We start from the raw sequence: 16,915 nt of genomic DNA, 5'->3' as shown, positions 1-16,915 counted from the left end.
CTTGATTGCTATCGGCACGGAGCATGCTAGGTCCCCGTCTCGCCGGGGCAGGCCTGGGTCGAGGGGGCGAACGCATGCGCCAGGTCGGACAATCGGGCGAGCTGGCGACCGTGCTCCGGCGGAGCGCCGGTGCCTTCATCGGCGTGGCCGGCATCAGCGCGCTCGCAAACCTGCTCACGCTCACCGGCTCGTTCTTCATGCTGGAGGTCTACGACCGGGTCATTCCGAGCCGGTCGATCCCGACCCTGATCGGCCTGTGCGTGCTCGCCCTTGTCCTGTACGCCGCCCAGAGCACGCTGGAGGCGTTGCGGGCCCGCACCCTCGCCCGTATCGGTGCGGCGCTGGACGCCGAGATCGGCCCGCGGGTCTTCAGCCTCAGCGTCCAGGCGCCCCTGCGCGGGGCGAAGCCGGATCAGGCCGGTCAGCCCCTGCGCGATCTCGAGCAAGTGCGCGCCTTCCTGGCCGGATCCGGGCCCGCAGCCCTGTTCGACCTGCCGTGGCTGCCCGTCTACGTCGTGGTATGCTTCCTGTTCCATCCGCTGATCGGGGTGGCCGCGATCGGCGGCGCCGTGCTGCTGACGAGCCTGACGCTCGCCGCCGAACTGGCCACGCGGGCGCCCGCGCGCAGCGCCACCGCCCATGCGGGGCGACGGCTGGCCTTGTCGGAGGCCACCCGGCGCAACGCCGAGACCGTGGCGGCCCTCGGCCTGGAGAGCCGGCTGTGCCGGCGCTGGGCGGCGGTCAACCGCGATCACGCCCAGGCGCAGCAGCGCGCCTCCGATATCGCGGGGGGGCTGGGGGCGGTCTCGAAGGCCTGCCGCATGGCGCTGCAATCGGGTGTGCTGGCGCTGGGCGCGTATCTGGTGATCAACAACCAGGCCAGCGGCGGCATCATCATCGCCGCCTCGATCCTGGTGGCGCGCGCGCTCGCGCCGGCCGAACTGGCGATCGCCAACTGGCGCGTCTTCGTGGCCGCGCGTCAGAGCTGGCGGCGTCTGGCCCTAGCGCTGGAGCGCCACCCGCCGGCCCGCGTCCCGCTCGCCCTGCCGGAGGCGAAGCTCAGCTTGAGCGTGGAGGGCGTTCACGTGGTGCCGCCGGGCGCGAGCCGGGCGACGGTGCACGATGTGAGCTTCCAGCTGCGGGCGGGCCAGGGGGTCGGGGTGATCGGTCCCTCGGCCGCGGGCAAGTCGAGCCTCGTGCGGGCGCTGGTGCGGATCTGGACGCCGCTCCACGGCCGGGTGCGGCTCGACGGGGCGGATCTGGGCCAATGGGCGCCCGAGCATCTCGGGGCGCAGATCGGCTACCTGCCGCAGGAGACCGAGCTGTTCGCCGGCACGATCGCGGAGAACATCAGCCGGTTCCTGCCGGGCGCCCCCGCCGAGGCGGTCGTGGCGGCCGCGCAGGCGGCGGGCGCGCACGACCTGATCCTGAACCTGCCGCAGGGCTACGACACGATGCTGGGCGAGAGCGGCGCGGGCCTGTCGGCGGGCCAGCGCCAGCGCATCGGCCTGGCCCGGGCGCTCTACGGCGATCCGTTCCTGGTGGTGCTGGACGAGCCCAACGCCAACCTCGACGCGGAGGGTGAGAACGCCCTGACGCAGGCGATCCTGCGGGTGCGGGGACGCGGCGGGATCTGCGTGGTGGTCGCCCACCGCCCGAGCGCGCTCGCGGCGGTCGATCACGTGCTGATGATGCACGAGGGCCGGGTGCAGGCCTTCGGGACCAAGGACGAGGTGCTCAAGCGCGTGCTGCGCCCGGCTCCCGCGCCGGTCCTCCGGGAGAGCGCGTGATGGCGAGCGGGTCTCAAGGCGTGAAGGACGATCCTCCCGAGCTGACCGCGGCGGCGCCCCGGCGTGCCCCGCCGCGGGCGGCGGCCCTGATCGCGCACGCGGACGCAACGTTAAGCCGCGTCGCGATCGACGTCCGACGCCGCGTCGCCGCACGATTCGCGCCCACCAGCCTCGCGCCGGGGGCGGACGATGACGACCTGCGCGCCTCGATCCGGCGTCAGCTGGTGGCGGCCGGCCTGATCGCGGTGGTGCTGGTGCCGGGCATCGGCGGCTGGGCGGCGCTGACGACGTTTTCCGGGGCGGTGATCGCGCCGGGCCAGCTCGTGGTCGAGTCGGAGGTGAAGAAGGTCCAGCACCCCACCGGCGGCGTGGTGGGCGAACTCCGCGTCAAGGAGGGCGACCGCGTCCGGGCCGGCGACGTGCTGGTGCATCTGGATGAGACCCTGACGCGGGCCAACCTCGACATGACGCGCAAGGCCCTGGACGAGCTGGCCGCGCGCCGCGCCCGCGCCGAGGCCGAGCGCGACGGCCTGCCCGGGGTCGTGTTCCCGATGGAACTGCTGCTGCGCCGCGTTGCCGATCCGGAGATCGCCGCGCTGGTGGAGGGGGAGAGCCGGCTGTTCTCCGCGCGGCGGGCGAGCCGGGATGGGCAACGGGCGCAGTTGTCGGAGCGGGCCTCGCAGCTGCAGGACGAGATCGCGGGGCTGAGCGAGCAGGTGGAGGCCAAGTCGCGGGAGATCGGTCTGATCGGCACCGAACTCAACGGCGTGCACGACCTCTACGCCAAGAAGCTCGTCGCGCTCTCGCGGGTGACGGCGCTGGAGCGCGATGGCGCGCGCCTGGAGGGCGAGCGCGGACAGCTCACCGCGTCGGTCGCCTCGGCGAAGGGCAAGATCGCGGAGACGCGGCTGCAGATCCTGCAGGTGGACGCGGAGATGCGCGCGGAAGTGGGCAAGGACCTGGCCGAGATCCGGGCGAAAGGGTCGGAGCTGTCGGAGAAGCGGGTGGCGGCAGAAGACCAGCTGAAGCGGGTGGATCTCCGGGCGCCGCAGGACGGGGTGGTGCATCAGATGAGTGTGCACACGGTGGGTGGTCTGGTGACGCCGTCCGAGCCGGTGATGCTGGTCGTTCCGGACGCCGACCGGTTGGCGGTGGAGGTGCGCATCCATCCGCAGGACATCGACAACGTCCGGGTCGGCCAGCGGGCGGTGCTGCGGTTCTCGGCGTTCAACACCCGCACGACGCCGGAGATCGACGGCACCGTGAGCCGGGTGTCGGCGGATGTGGCGAGCGATCCGAAGACCGGGATGAGCTTCTACACGGCCCGGATCGCGGTGGCGGACGCCCAGCGGACGCGTCTGGGCGGGGTCCGGCTGGTTCCGGGCATGCCGGTGGAGGCGTTTCTCCAGATCGGGGAGCGGACGGTGCTGAGCTACCTCGTCAAGCCGATGTCCGACCAGATCGCCAAGGCGTGGCGCGAGAAGTAGCCCGTCGGACAGGAGCACCGGCAGGCGCCGCCGGGTCGTCTGCTTTTGGGGTCCTGTCGGTCGCGGGGGAACGGCAGTCCTGGGCGAAAAAGCCGAACGTCCGGTTCGGCACGCGATGGCGATCCGACGTGACGTAATATGGCCAAAAGCGGAACGGCTGCTTTGGACCCATCGAACAGATGGGCGGACATGCTTCGGGATCGATTGAAAACGGTGGCGTGACCGTTGCACCGGGAGGTCCGCTTCGGCAGACAGCGTACCCGACATCCGTCCGGGCCGCCGGAGCGGATTGCGACCCCGGAGAGGATCATGACGGACCAGTCCGCAGGGGCGGTGGCGCTGGATTTACCGGGTCCATGAAGGCTGACGACGGCAACCGCGTCGGAGCGATCTGCCAAGCCCTGCGACGGGCCATCGTGGAACGGGCGCTCGCCCCTGGGGACCGCCTGCCGGAGGACGCCCTCGGCGAGCGGTTCGGGGTTAGTCGCACCATCGCGCGGCAGGCTCTGCTGCGGCTGGCCGGGGAAGGCCTGGTCGACCTCCGCCGCAACCGGATCGCCGTCGTGGCGACGCCGAGCTGGGAGGAGGCGCGCGACACCTTCGACGTGCGCGTGGGCCTGGAGCGGCTGGTAGTCCGCCGTCTCGCCGGACAGCTCAGGCCGGAGCAGCGCCAAGAACTCCTGGACCAGATCGCGCGCGAGGAGACCGCCCGGGGCGGGCCCGAGGCGCTGTCGATCCGGCTCGCCACGGAATTCCACCTGATGCTCGCCGAGATGACCGGCAGCGCCGTGCTGATCCGCTACGTCGCGGAGCTCGGCTATCGCTGCGCCCTGATCCTGTCCCTGTACAGCCGCCCGCATTCCTCGGACTGCGCCGTGAGCGAGCATCGCGACATCGTCGTCGCCCTGGTTGCGGGCGATGCCGAGCGCGCCGCCGCGCTCATGGACCACCACCTCGACGCGGTGGCCGAGCGGGCGCGCATCGTGCCCCCGGCCCCCCGCGAGCGCGATCTCGGACGCCTGCTGGCGCCCTACGTCGCGGGCGGCGCGGCCTGAACCCGCGCTGTCAAGCCGTGACGCCGTGTTTGGTCAGGAGGCGCTCGGCGCTGTCGTTCCAGACCTCCATTCCGACGATCCGACCGTCGCGTACGGTGAAGCGGTCGACGTAGCGGTTGCCCTCGAACGGCGTGCCGTCCGGCCACGCGCCGTAGAGCGTCCCGAGGCTGTAGACCGTGGTGACGCCGTCGCCGGGCACCACGTCCAGCCGCTCCATCCGCTTCTTCACCCAGGCGTAGCGCCCGGCGTTGAAGGCCGTGACCTCGGAGGGATGATTGAAGACCCGGGCGCCGGTGAACACGATCCGGGTGCCCGGCGCCATGTAGCGCGCGGCCGTCTCGGGATCCGGCACCATCGAGGCTTCGAGATAGGCGGTGACGTTGGCGGCGTCGCGCGCGGTCGCCGCATCGTGGGTCACGTCGGTCATGGCAGGCCTCCCGTCAGGCCTAACGTGCCGCAAAAACCGGGCCTGTGCATGCAGGAAGTGTATGCACTTTGGCGCTGGATTGAGCACAGGATGCCTCCAAGGATACAGTCGCCGGTCCGTGCCGCTGCCGAATCTGCCAATTTCCGGTGGCATGGAGGTTGCGCTCAAAGGGCTGCGCCCCGCCCTCGGAGACACGCCATGGCCTCCTTCCTGCCCCCGACCCTGCGCCGCTTCGCGGTGACGACGAGCGCCCTGCTCGGCCTCGCGGTCTCGACCGCGCAGGCGGCCGAGACGGTCAAGCTCGGCCTCGTGACAGCCTTGAGCGGCCAGTCCGCGAAATCCGGCGAGGCAATCTCCCGCGGGATCGGGCTCGCCATCGACGAGATCAACGCCAAGGGCGGCGTCCTCGGGCGCCCCCTCGAGCTCGTGGCCCGGGACGACGAGGCCAACCCGTCCAAGGGTGTGCTGGCGACCCGCGAGCTGATCCAGCGGGTGGGCGTCGTCGCGGTGGTCGGCGGCCTCGACACGCCGGTCTCGATGGCGATCGTGCCGATTGCCAACCAGATGAAGGTGCCGTTCATCGGCCCCTGGGCGGCCGGGACCGGCATTACCCGCAACGGCGCCGCCGACAATTACGCCTTCCGGGTCTCTGCGGTCGACGCCCTCGTCGACGAGGCGCTGGTCGCCTATGCGGTGAAGACCTACGGGGCGAAGAAGCCCGGCATGATCCTCGTCAACAACGCCTGGGGCGAGTCGAACCAGAAGGGCCTCAAGGATGCCCTCCAGGCGGCCAACCTCCCGGCGGCGGGCATCGAGAAGTACGAGGTCAACGACGTCGACATGGTGCCCCAGCTGTCCCGGCTGAAGGAGGCCGGCGCGGACGCACTGTTCCTCGTCGGCAATGTCGGCCCCTCGGCCCAGGTGGTGAAGTCCCTCGACCGGATGGGCTGGTCGGTGCCGGTCGTCTCGCACTGGGGCCCGGCGGGCGGGCGCTTCGACGAGCTCGCCGGCCCGAGCGCCGCCAAGGTGCACTTCATCCAGACCTTCACCTTCGCGGGCAACACCTCGCCGAAGGCGAGCGCGGTGCTCGACGCGCTTAAGGCCAAGTACCCGGCGATCAAGTCGATGGCCGACGTCACCCCCGCCGTCGGCATCGCCAACGCCTACGACGCGACGCATCTGCTGGCGCTCGCCATCCAGGCCGCCGGCTCCACCGAGGGCCCGAAGGTCCGCGACGGCTTCTACAAGATCGGCACCTATCCGGGCCTGATCAAAACCTACACCACGCCCTTCGCGCCCGGCCAGCACGACGCGCTCGGCCCGAACGACTACGTGTTCACCTGCTTCAAGGACGGTGAGATCGTCGCGGTGACCAACTGAGCCCGGCGATGTTGACCTCCATCCTGGTCAGCGGCCTCGGGCTCGGCAGCATGTACGGGCTCGTGGCCCTGGGCTTCCACGTGACCTACGCGGTGTCGGGGACGGTGAACTTCGCGCAGGGCAGCGTCGTCACCCTCGGTGCGGTCCTGGCCTACGCGCTCGGCGTCACCCTTGGCTGGCCGATGCCGGCCGCGATCGTCCTGGCGCTCGCCGGCTGCGCCCTGTTCGGCCTCGTGGTCGAGCGGGCGCTGGTGCGCCCGTTCGTGACGCGCGGCTCGGATGCATGGCTCCTGGCGACGGTGGCGGGCGGTATCGTCCTCGACAACACCGTGCTGTTCACCTTCGGCAAGGAGCCGCGCAGCCTGCCCTCGCCCCTGGCCACGAAGCCGGTGGAGATCCTCGGGACCGGCATCTACCCGCTGCAGCTCGTGATCCCGGTGGTCGGGATCGCCGTGGCCTTCGCGATCCGCACGGTGTTCCGCCGGACCGATCTCGGCCGCGTCCTGCTCGCCGTGGCGCAGAACGCCGACGCCGCCCGGCTGATGGGAATCGACGTGCGCCGCACCGTGGCCTGCGCGTTCGCGCTCTCGGCGGTGCTGGCCGGCATCGCCGGCCTGCTGATCGCGCCGCTGTTCTCGGTCTCGGCCGAGCTCGGCACGCTGTTTGGCATCAAGGCCTTCGCGGTGGCGATCCTCGGCGGCATCGGCTCCGCCACCGGGGTGATCCTGGCCGGGCTGCTCTACGGCCTCGTCGAGGCCGGCGTCACCGCGACCCTCGGCTCGACCTACACGCAGCTCGTGGTGTTCTCGGTGATCATCCTGGCCCTCACCCTGCGCCCCGACGGCCTGCTCGGCCGCGCCGCGGTCAACAAGGTCTGACGCGATGCCGTACTTGCGCTCGGCCCCGGCGATGCGGCTCGGCATCGTCGGCCTCACCGCCGCCGCGCTCGGCCTCGTCGCGCTGACCGCCGGCTACAGCCACTTCGTGATCGCCCTCGTGGCGCTGACCACGGTGGCGGGGGTCGGCCTCAACGTGCTCCTCGGCCTGACCGGGCTGATCTCCTTCGGCCAGGCCGGCTTTTACGCAATCGGCGCCTACGCCAGCGCGATCCTGACGCTCCACGGCGTCAGCTTCTGGCTGGCGCTCCCGGCGGCGGCCCTGATTGCGGCGCTGGTCGGCAGCCTCGTGGCGGTGCCGGCGATGCGGGTGAAGGGCCCCTATCTCGCCATGCTGACGATCGCGTTCGGCTTCATCGTCGAGCACGGTCTGATCGAGGGCGGCGAGCTGACCGGCGGCCAGAACGGCCTCGTCGTCACCGACGCGCCGACCCTTTTCGGCGAACCGCTCGGGCCGGCCGGTCTCGCGGTGCTTGCGGTGCTCGCCGCCGGGGTGAGCCTCGCCGGGTTCGACCTCCTCGCCCGCAGCCGCCTCGGCCGGGCGATGCGCGCCGTGCGCGACGCCGACGTGGCGGCCGCGGCTTTGGGCTTCGATCCGGTCCGGGTGAAGACCCTGGCTTTCGCCATCTCCGCCGCCCTGACCGGGCTCGCGGGGGCAATCCTGCCGCCGCTGATGCTGTTCATCGCGCCGAGCTCGTTCCCGTTCTCGCAGTCGATCCTGTTCGTCCTGTCGGTGATCGTCGGCGGCGCCGGCACGGTGCTCGGCCCGCTCCTTGGCGCCCTCGTCACCGTGCTGCTGCCGGAAGCGCTGTCGGGACTGGCCGAGTACCGCCTGCTGTTCTTCGGGATCGTGACCCTGGCGGTGCTGTGGCTGGTGCCCTCGGGGCTGGTCGGCAGCCTCGCCCGGATGCTGCCCCGTGGCCGCGACGCGCCGGCCGCCGCGGAGGGCGGGGCAGCACCGCTGTCCGGCACGGCCGCGCGTGACCCGCTCGTCCTCGAGGGCATCGGCATCCGCTTCGGCGGCATCACGGCGGCGGAAGGTGTCGACCTCACCGCCCGGCCCGGCGCGGTCACCAGCGTGATCGGCCCGAACGGTGCCGGTAAGACCACTGTCCTCAACATGGTCTCGGGCTTCTACCGCCCGAGCACCGGTGCGATCCGGCTCGGCAACCGCGACCTCGCCGGGCGGCCAGCCCACGTCGTCGCCCGTGCCGGCATCGCGCGGACCTACCAGACCACGCGCCTGTTCGGCTCGCTGCCGGTGGCCGACAACGTCGCCCTCGGCTTGGCACCGGGCCGGCTCTGGCGCCGCGCACGGACGCAAGACCGCAAGACGGCCGCCGCGCTCCTCGCCTTCGTCGGCTACCGGGGGGCGCTCGACCGCCCGGCCGGCGAGCTGCCCCATGTCGATCGGCGCCTCGTGGAGATCGCCCGAGCGCTCGCCGGCAGCCCCATGGTCCTGCTCCTCGACGAGCCCGCCGCCGGCCTGTCGCGGGCCGACACCGACCGGCTGGCCCAGCTGATCCGCCGGATCGCCGACAGCGGCGTCGCGGTGGTGCTGGTCGAGCACGACATGCCGCTGGTGATGGGCATCTCCGACCACATCCTCGTCATGGATGCCGGGCGCCCGATCGCGCGGGGCACGCCCGCCGAGATCCGGCGCGACCCGGCGGTCCTGCGCGCCTATCTCGGCGGCGCCGACACGCCGGCCCGGCCGCGGAGCGCGCCGTGGCAGGGTCCGGCGGATGCTGTCCTCTCCGTTCTCGACCTGACGGCGGGCTACGGCGCCGCACCGGTCCTCGACGGCGTCCATCTCGACGTGCGGCCGGGCGAGACCGTCGCCCTGCTGGGCGCGAACGGCGCCGGTAAGTCCACGGCGATGCGCGCGCTGGCGGGGCTGCTGCGCCCGGTCGCGGGATCGGTCGTGTTCGAGGACCGGCGCATCGACGCGCTGCCCGCTCACCGGATCGCGCGCAGCGGCCTCGTCCTGGTGCCGGAGGGCCGGCAGGTCTTCCCGGAGCTCAGCGTCGTGGAGAACATCCGCCTCGGCGCCTTCGGGCGCGGCACACCGATCGACCCGGCCGAGGTCGAGCGCCTGCTCGACCGGTTCCCGCGGCTGCGCGACCGGGCGGCCAGCCGGGCGGGCCTACTCTCAGGCGGCGAGCAGCAGATGCTAGCGATCGCCCGCGGGTTGATGGCGCATCCGCGCATCCTGCTCCTCGACGAGCCGTCGCTGGGCCTCGCCCCGGCGATGATCAACGCGCTCTACGCCACCGTGGCGGAGCTGCGCGACGAGGGCGTCACCATCCTGATCGTCGACCAGATGGCGGCCCTTGCCCTCACGGTCGCCGACCGCGGCTACGTGCTGGAGCAAGGCCAGGTCGTCGCGCGCGGAACCGCCGCCGAGCTGTCAGCGGACAAAGGGCTGGAGGCGGCTTATCTCGGTGCAGCGTGACCGGGACAGGGCATTGAGACGCGTTCGGGCGATGGCTGCTGAACACGATGAGCTTTGCCATAAAGGCTCTCGCGAGAGCTTCGATCATCTCAACGTTCGGCAGATGGGCTGCAGCCGAACTGAGACCGATAGCGGCATGCATCATTCTGAGTGCCGTTCTCCCGTCCCGCGCGAGCCCGCCCCCGCATGCCGCCACCTGCCTACCTGCCCCCGTTCCGCGCTGCGGCAGCGTCCCGTCACGGCAGGCTGCGGGAGCGCCGGGCGTGAGCCGTCGCTACGACGTCGCCGTCCTGGGACTCGGCGCTATGGGCAGCGCCGCGCTCTACCAGTTGGCGAAGGGCACGTTTCAGTTGATGGGTCGGCCAATGGCTCGTGGATTGCTTGAAACCATGCCACGATCAGCCGACCCAAGCAGGAACGTTCCGATGCGTCTCACGATCCGCACCCTTCTAACCACCGGTGCGATGGCCGCGCTCGCGGCGTTCTCGGCCGTCGCGCTACCCGGCCGGGCCATGGCCGCCGACGGCGTCGACGCGATCAAGAAGCGCGGGACGCTGATCGTCGGCGTGAAGGCGGATTACAAGCCGTTCGGCTTCCGCGACCCGAGCGGGACGATCATCGGCCTGGAGCCCGACCTCGCCGCCGATATCGCCAAGCGGCTGGGCGTCAAGCTCGAACTCGTGCCGGTCGTCTCGGCCAACCGGATCGAGTTCCTCCAGCAAGGCAAGGTCGACCTTCTGATCGCCACCCTTTCGGACAAGCCGGAGCGCCGCCGCGTCGTGCAGGCGATCGAGCCGAACTACTATTCCGATTTCGTGAACGTCATGCTGCCCAAGAATTCGGGCATCACCGACTGGGCGCAGCTGAAGGGCAAGCCGGTTTGCGCCACCTCGGGGGCTTGGTACAACAAGGATGTCGCGCGGACTTACGGGGCGGAGATCGTCGCCTTCGACGGATCCGAGAAGCCGCTCTTCGCGCTCAAGCAGGGCAACTGCATCGGCTATGTCTACGACCAGAGCATGCTGCAGGGTAAACTGCTCGACGACGACTGGAAGGCCAACTACGCGCTGCCGCTCAAGGGCATCCTCGACGCGCCGTGGATGATGGCGGTGGCACAGGGCAACACCACGCTCCAGGCCGCGGTCGAGGACGCCACCAAGGACTGGATGAAGACCGGCTTCATCGTCAATGAGGAGAAGAAGTGGGGCATCGAGCCGACCGCTTACTCGAAGGCGATGTACGAGAAGTACAAGAACGCGACCAACTGATGCGCTCCTGCACGACGGCTCGAGCGCTCGCCGCCGAAGTGGACATCGGTTCGGCGCGAGCGAGCGCATCGAAACAGGGACTTGGAGCCGCGCCCGATGGCGAGGCGATCGGGCGCGGCTCCAAGCGCGTTCGCCCGCGATGATCGCCACGATCCAGGCGTGGTTCCAGCAGCTCTACGAGACCACGGGCTTCAACTTCACGGTCTTCTACGATCCCTACGACTGGGATCGGTACGTGGCCGGCCTGCGGATGACGCTGCTCCTTGGGATCAGCACCATCCTGGCAAGCCTCGTCATCGGCGCCGCCGGGGCGCTCCTGCAGAGCGGGCCGTCGCGCGTCCTGCGGGCGCTGGTCAACGGCTTCGTGGTGGTATTCCGCAACACGCCGCCGCTCGTGCAGATCTTCTTCTTTTACTTCGGCCTCGGGACGCTGCTCCCGGACATCCGCTCGGCGGACGGCCTACGCGTGCCGATCCTCAACAACGTCCAGTGGGCGATCATCGCGCTGTCGTTGTTCGCGGGGGCGTTCAACGTCGAGATCTTTCGCTCTGGCATCGAGGCGGTACCGCGGACCACGATCGAGGCCGCCGAGGCCCTGGGCTACACCCGCGTTAAGGCCTACTGCCATATCGTGCTGCCGCTGGCCCTGCGCGTCTGCCTGCCGGCCTTGAACAACAACCTGATCAACCTCCTGAAGACCACGACCCTGGCCTACGCCATCGCGGTCCCGGAGACGCTGTACGCGGTCAAGCAGATCTGGTCCGAGTCGCAGAACGTCCTAGAGATGATGCTGGTGCTGCTGGCGACCTACGCGGTCCTCGTCGGCATGCTCGTCTGGATCATGCACCGTTGGGAACGCGCCCTGCGGATTCCGGGATACGGCCGATGAGCGCTGCCGACCAGCAGGGCGGGCGACCGGGGGGCCTGCCGGTCCTCCTGCCTTTCGCGCTCCCGAAGGACGACGCGGCGGCGCGCCTGCGCCCGACCCATTCCTGGCTGTTGACCGGGCTCGCCCTCGTCGCCCTTCCAGCCTGGGCGCAGGGCGGAGCCGCCTCGCTGTCGCCGCTGGAGGTCGTGATCAAGTGGGCCCCCCTCCTGCTCACGGGCTTCGCCTTCAACGTGGCGATCTCCCTGATGGCGATGGCGATCGGCACGGTGGCGGGCATCGGGCTCGGGCTGGCCATGCTGGCGGAGGGGCGGATCCTGCCCCGCCTCGCGTGGTGCACCACGCAGGTCTTCCGCAACGTGCCCTGGCTGGTGCTGCTGTTCTTCGTGATGTTCCTCGTACCGTTCCAGATCACGGTGTTCGGCATCCCCGTGCCGCTGCCCGACTGGCTGAAGGCGACCTTCGGCTTCAGTCTGCCGGTCATGGCCAATGTCGCCGAGATCGTCCGCGGCGCGGTGCGCTCGGTGCCCAACACCCAGTGGGAAGCCGCCGAATCCCTGGCCTTCACCCGGCGGCAGACGCTATGGCGCATCATCCTGCCCCAATGCGCGAAACGCATGCTGCCGCCGTGGATGAACGTCTATTCGCTGATCGCCATGGCGACCGTGCAGGCTTCGATCGTCGGCGTCACCGAGATGCTGACGCTGACCGCGCAGGTGCACGCCGCCGAGGGCGGCCGCCCCGAGCTGTTCGCGCCGCTCTACGGCTTCGCACTGCTGTGTTTCTTTCTCTACTGCTACCCGATCGACCGGTTCACAGCCGCCCTGGAACGCCGCTTCGAGACCCGCTGAGACCATGACGCGCGCGACCCTGGCCGCCACCCCATCACCAAGCTGGACCGCCGATCAGCCGATCGTCCGCGTCTCCGACGTGCACAAGTCCTTCGGGTCCTTTGAGGTGCTGAAGGGGATCAGCTTCGACGTCCGCAAGGGCGAGGTCGTCTGCATCATCGGCCCCTCGGGCTCGGGCAAGTCGACGCTGATCCGCTGCATCAACGCGCTGGTGCCGGTCACGGCGGGCTCGATCCAGGTCGAAGGGATCGACGTCACAGATCCGCGGCTCGACAAGCTGGCGCTGCGCCGCAAGGTCGGCATGGTGTTCCAGCAGTACAACTTGTTCCCGCACAAGACCGCACTCCAGAACGTGATGATGGCCCCCATCCACGTCCTCGGGCAGGACAGGCGCGAGGTCGAGTCCCGGGCGCGGGCGCTGCTGGCCAAGGTCCGGCTGGCCGGCAAGGAGAACGCCTATCCCGGCGAGCTGTCCGGCGGCCAGCAACAGCGCGTGGCCATCGCCCGCTCGCTGGCGATGCGGCCGGACGTGATGTTGTTCGACGAGGTCACCGCCGCCCTGGATCCCGAAACGGTCAAGGAGGTGCTGGTCACGATCCGGGAGCTCGCCGAGGAGGGCATGACCTGTATGCTCGTCACCCACGAGATGAACTTCGCCCGAGACGTCGCCGACCACATCTACTTCACCGACCGCGGCGTGATCGTCGAGCACGGGCCGCCCGAGACCTTCTTCGCGTCCGCCCGGGACGAGCGGACGCGCCGGTTCCTGTCGCAGGTGCTTTGACTGCCCTTTCGCAATTCGCTCAATTCTCGACCTTGATCCTGAGCGTCCACTGCGGACGAACGTTCGTGCCCCCATGAATGACCGGGATGGGCGCTTTGCTGCCGGGCTGGTTTTGAAGCCCTTCGACACTTGAGCCGAGGGGCTGAACGCTCAAATCTCAGTTCCTTCGGCTAGGGTCAGAGCCTCCTCGGCGTCGACACCGAGGTACCGGACGATGTTCTCGATCATGGTATGGCCAAGCAGGATCTGGACGGCACGCATGTTGCCGGTCCGGCTGTAGATCAACGACGCCTTCGTGCGACGAAGGGAATAGGTCCCGTCGTCCTCGCTTCGCAGCCCGATACCCGCGACCCACTCGTCGACCGACTGCACATACTGTCGGGTGCTGATGTGCGTGACGCCGTCGAGCCTGCTCGGGAAGGGATGATCGTCGAACGTTCCACCTCTGGCCTCCAGCCATGCCGGCATGCTGGTACGGGCAGGTTCGAGCACCGCGAATTGCACCGGCCGGCCGGTCTTGCGCTGGATGACGATGGCGCGGCTACGGACCCGACCCCCACTGACGATGTCGCCAATCCTGAGCTTGACGATGCCGCAGCCTCGCAGCTTGCTGTCGATGGCGAGGTCGAAGATCGCCCGGTCGCGCGTGCGCCGTTCGCGGTCGAGCCAGAACCGGATGGCCCAGACCTGCTGAGGCTTGAGGGCGCGCGTGGCGCCGAGCTTGCGGCCGGCGTTCCAGGCGGGCCGCCCTTTCGTGGCCGGATCGTGTGCTGAGTGTTCCCTTATCTGTCTCCTCACCGGCTTGTGTCGGCGAGGCGAGAAGACGCCCGAAGCGAAGCTCCTGAGATGAGGGTGGGTCTATGCGGACGTTCCGCTGGCGAACCCAACCCGGTCGCGCGGACCGCTATCGGCCCTTCTCGAAAGCGGCCACTGGCCAGCCGTCCAACAATATCGGCGTGGGTTGGAAAGCAGGCTTTGACCCTTTACCCCGAAGCGGGCGGACCGCCCGCGCCCACAGAGGATGCTTGCGGTCAGGCAAGCCTACGCCAGACGGACGGCAGCACGAAGCCGCGCGCTATGTCCGCAAGAGGTCGAGCGTTTCAAGGGTATCGGCGACCTTGCTGCGAGCCATTTCATTGAGCGGCAGGATTGGGCGCGGTGGTACGGCACGGCAGATGTCGAGCAGATCAACCAGCGCGTAGATGACCCGCAAGCTTGAGAACTCCTTGAACAATTCCCAGAGTGGTTCAAGGCTGGCGTTCAGTCGTCGCGCTTCGGCTATCTCGCCTGCTTGAACCGCCCTGACGATGTCCATGCCGATCTTCGGAAATAAGCCCGCAACCACGCTATACCAAGTATCTCCGCCTGCGATCAGCGCCTCTACCGAGTTCCAGTCGCCGCTGTAACCGAGCGAGAACCCCTCCGGCACCGCGTCCCGCAAGCTTCTCAGGTGCTCGGCTACAGCCAGCGGCTCCGGAGCAGGGCTTTTTACCGAGATGACACCCGAAACCTGGCTCAGACGCCCAACCAGCGCGGGACTGAACCGGAAGTGGGTGGTTCCCGGATTGTCGTAGATGCAAAGTGGCAGACCGCTCTCGCGTGCCACGGTCGCGAAGTGCTCGAACACCTCATCCTCCGTGAGCGGCGTATAGGACATAGCAGCAAGGAGGCCGAGATCAGCCCCGGCAGCCTTTGCGTCCCGAGCGTTCCGCACGGCCTCGTCGGTCCGGAGCGCACCAACACCGACCAGTAGCGGCACGCGCCCCGCGAGCTCGTCTACGGCCGCCTCGACGGCCCGGAGGCGCTCCTCGCGAGAGAGGAAGGGATAGGTGCCGGTACTGCCGAGAAGACCGATCGAGTGGACTTCCGCCGCCACTAAGGGACGGAGCAACGCGCGCAGGGCTGTCACATCCACCTGACCTTTGGCGTCAGAAGGCGTGATCGGGAAGGCGGATAAAGTCGTCATGGATGCTCCGGAAGCGGTCTTTATCCAGCCCGGGCGGTCCGGTCGCCAGTGCCAATTTCGAAATTTTTACTGGACCAATTCCGAAACGAGCTGCGCTCCCGCTTTGACGCATCCACGGTTCAGAAGCGGACCGGCAGCACTCCATCCAACTGAGCCGTTCGTCCGAGCACTGGGCGGCGGCCGATGCTGGCCGCAAGCGGAATGGCTGCTTTGAAGGAAGTCTGCTGGAAAAGTGGGCGGCCTTCTACCGACCCAACCCAGCCGCTCGGACCGCAGTCGGTGCTCCCGCAAAGCAGACGCTCGTCAGCCGTTCAGGTTGGCATTCCGACGAAGCGCCCCGCGCACCGTTCGGTGGCGGGGCGAAGTCGGTCTCGGAGGGAAGATGCGGGTGGCCGACCGGTCCGGATCAGCGTCCACAGGGATCGAGACGGCATAGGTCAACGATGCCTGCTCGATCGGGTAAACCTACAACAATCGATACCGCCCGCATTCACATGGGTGGAAAAGCCATGTCGGAAGCATCGCGCTACCAAGAACATCGTCCATCCGAACAACCCCGGATCAGGCGACGGCGCTCAAGCCGTCTTTGACGAAGGATCACTGACATGGGTGAAACCCGGCCGCCGACCTTCGATCTATAGTCGGTTCATCGCCAGATCAGGTAATGGCGGGCTTCGGTTGTCGAGCGCTCGCTTTCAACGAACAGGCGCATGCATGCCGGACGAGCCGTTCATCATCGACCATCCCGCTCCAGGTCAGCGCACCGATCGGGCGTTCGTCCTCGGCGTAGGCGGAGCTATCCGATCCGCTATCGTCCTCGAGGCTGAAACCGACGAACACGCTCGATCAATTGCGACTACGATCGCCACCGCCTTCGGCCTTGATCTGTGGGAGCGGGCGCTTCACCTCGGCAGCTTCCCACCGCGACCGACGTATCCGGACATTTGAGCGGATGATCACGGCGTCGGCTTAGAGGTGGTTGAACGGCCGATGTCAGGACAGTGCTTCCGGGCGGGCGACACCCTAGTAGGCGTCCAGGACCGGCTACCGGGTCGCGGCGCTTGCCGCGTCCAAAGGGCCACCGAGCCGGGGGGTTCGAGTCCGGTCGTTCGATCAGCCGGCGATCGCGCCCGGTGGCGAGACGGCTGGGGGCGGATGAGGCCGTTCCGAACGCAGAACCAGGCCAGGTGCGATGTTGAGATCCAGAAGCCTGGCTCTGTTTCTCCAGAGCGTCACGGTCAGCTCGGCACTGGCCCAAGCTGTCAACCCGACTTTGGGGACTGGCTTTCGCAAACCAACGCGCTCCTCAGCACCCCCGTCTGACTAATCCTGGGCGTCGTGGTCGCGTTCGCTGTTCTTCACGCTCTCCGCACCCGCCGCCGGTAAGGCAAATATCGGAAACGTGACGGTTCGTCTGACTTCGAAAAACGTGAAACTATTGTGTGTCTTTGATTATGCGTATTACAGTCCGTGTGAAATCTGTCGTGTCAAAAGCCGCTTACGCGCTTCGGCCATGCGCATGAACGCATGAAGCTGCTTCGCCCGCATGACCTTGACCCAGCAAACTGATCCAGACCAAGCGCGGACCAATTGGTTCGGTTAGGGTCAAAGTCATAGCGCACCGGAGAGAAGCCGGTCGTGCGCCGACAGGAGGCTGATGCCTCCATCTA

14 protein-coding genes are annotated in these 16,915 nt (G+C 68.8%); 11 read left to right on the top strand and 3 right to left on the bottom strand.

The window, feature by feature from the left end:
- The first annotated feature begins 74 nt into the window (after positions 1-74).
- The 3 genes from MKK84_RS00590 to MKK84_RS00580 all read left to right on the top strand — a co-directional run bounded on the left by MKK84_RS00590 (position 75) and on the right by MKK84_RS00580 (position 4,332).
- Complete coding sequence (locus MKK84_RS00590; protein ID WP_243916098.1) at positions 75-1,790, top strand: type I secretion system permease/ATPase; 1,716 nt, start codon at positions 75-77, stop codon at positions 1,788-1,790.
- On the top strand, positions 1,790-3,277 hold the full coding sequence (locus MKK84_RS00585; RefSeq protein ID WP_243916097.1) for an HlyD family type I secretion periplasmic adaptor subunit: 1,488 nt from the start codon (positions 1,790-1,792) through the stop codon (positions 3,275-3,277). The genes MKK84_RS00590 and MKK84_RS00585 overlap by 1 nt, the downstream gene beginning before the upstream one ends.
- 356 nt (positions 3,278-3,633) lie before the next feature.
- Positions 3,634-4,332, top strand: coding sequence for a GntR family transcriptional regulator (locus MKK84_RS00580; RefSeq protein ID WP_243916096.1), 699 nt, complete (start codon positions 3,634-3,636; stop codon positions 4,330-4,332).
- 10 nt (positions 4,333-4,342) lie between these two features.
- Here MKK84_RS00580 and MKK84_RS00575 read toward each other — a convergent pair whose 3' ends face one another.
- On the bottom strand, positions 4,343-4,759 hold the full coding sequence (locus MKK84_RS00575; protein ID WP_243916095.1) for a nuclear transport factor 2 family protein: 417 nt from the start codon (positions 4,757-4,759) through the stop codon (positions 4,343-4,345).
- A gap of 198 nt (positions 4,760-4,957) precedes the next feature.
- On the opposite strand from MKK84_RS00575, the gene MKK84_RS00570 reads away from it, so the two are divergent.
- The 7 genes from MKK84_RS00570 (at position 4,958) to MKK84_RS00540 (ending at position 13,279) form a co-directional block, all read left to right on the top strand.
- Complete coding sequence (locus tag MKK84_RS00570) at positions 4,958-6,139, top strand: ABC transporter substrate-binding protein (RefSeq protein WP_243916094.1); 1,182 nt, start codon at positions 4,958-4,960, stop codon at positions 6,137-6,139.
- Positions 6,140-6,147: 8 nt separating this feature from the next.
- The gene (locus MKK84_RS00565; RefSeq protein WP_243916093.1) at positions 6,148-7,017 is read left to right on the top strand and encodes a branched-chain amino acid ABC transporter permease; all 870 of its coding nucleotides are present in this window, start codon (positions 6,148-6,150) and stop codon (positions 7,015-7,017) included.
- Positions 7,018-7,021: 4 nt separating this feature from the next.
- Entirely contained in the window at positions 7,022-9,490 is a 2,469-nt protein-coding gene (locus MKK84_RS00560; protein ID WP_243916092.1) for a branched-chain amino acid ABC transporter ATP-binding protein/permease, read from the top strand.
- A gap of 425 nt (positions 9,491-9,915) precedes the next feature.
- On the top strand, positions 9,916-10,758 hold the full coding sequence (locus MKK84_RS00555) for a transporter substrate-binding domain-containing protein (protein ID WP_243916091.1): 843 nt from the start codon (positions 9,916-9,918) through the stop codon (positions 10,756-10,758).
- A gap of 139 nt (positions 10,759-10,897) precedes the next feature.
- Entirely contained in the window at positions 10,898-11,647 is a 750-nt protein-coding gene (locus MKK84_RS00550) for an amino acid ABC transporter permease (protein ID WP_243916090.1), read from the top strand.
- Positions 11,644-12,495: an amino acid ABC transporter permease gene (locus MKK84_RS00545; protein WP_243916089.1), complete on the top strand. Its 852-nt coding sequence runs from the start codon at positions 11,644-11,646 to the stop codon at positions 12,493-12,495. Before MKK84_RS00550 ends, MKK84_RS00545 begins: the two co-directional genes overlap by 4 nt.
- Before the next feature lie 4 nt (positions 12,496-12,499).
- Entirely contained in the window at positions 12,500-13,279 is a 780-nt protein-coding gene (locus MKK84_RS00540) for an amino acid ABC transporter ATP-binding protein (RefSeq protein WP_279599292.1), read from the top strand.
- A gap of 150 nt (positions 13,280-13,429) precedes the next feature.
- Here MKK84_RS00540 and MKK84_RS00535 read toward each other — a convergent pair whose 3' ends face one another.
- On the bottom strand, positions 13,430-14,077 hold the full coding sequence (locus tag MKK84_RS00535; protein ID WP_243916088.1) for a tyrosine-type recombinase/integrase: 648 nt from the start codon (positions 14,075-14,077) through the stop codon (positions 13,430-13,432).
- 277 nt (positions 14,078-14,354) lie between these two features.
- A complete protein-coding gene (locus MKK84_RS00530) occupies positions 14,355-15,245 on the bottom strand; it encodes a dihydrodipicolinate synthase family protein (RefSeq protein ID WP_243916087.1) in 891 nt (296 codons plus the stop codon).
- A gap of 714 nt (positions 15,246-15,959) precedes the next feature.
- Between MKK84_RS00530 and MKK84_RS00525 the strand changes: the two genes are divergently transcribed.
- Positions 15,960-16,193, top strand: coding sequence for a hypothetical protein (locus MKK84_RS00525; RefSeq protein WP_243916086.1), 234 nt, complete (start codon positions 15,960-15,962; stop codon positions 16,191-16,193).
- The last annotated feature ends 722 nt before the right edge of the window (positions 16,194-16,915 follow it).

It is taken from the genome of Methylobacterium sp. E-065, from assembly GCF_022829605.1.
Taxonomy (GTDB): domain Bacteria; phylum Pseudomonadota; class Alphaproteobacteria; order Rhizobiales; family Beijerinckiaceae; genus Methylobacterium.
This window is presented reverse-complemented; position numbering and strand designations above follow the sequence as displayed.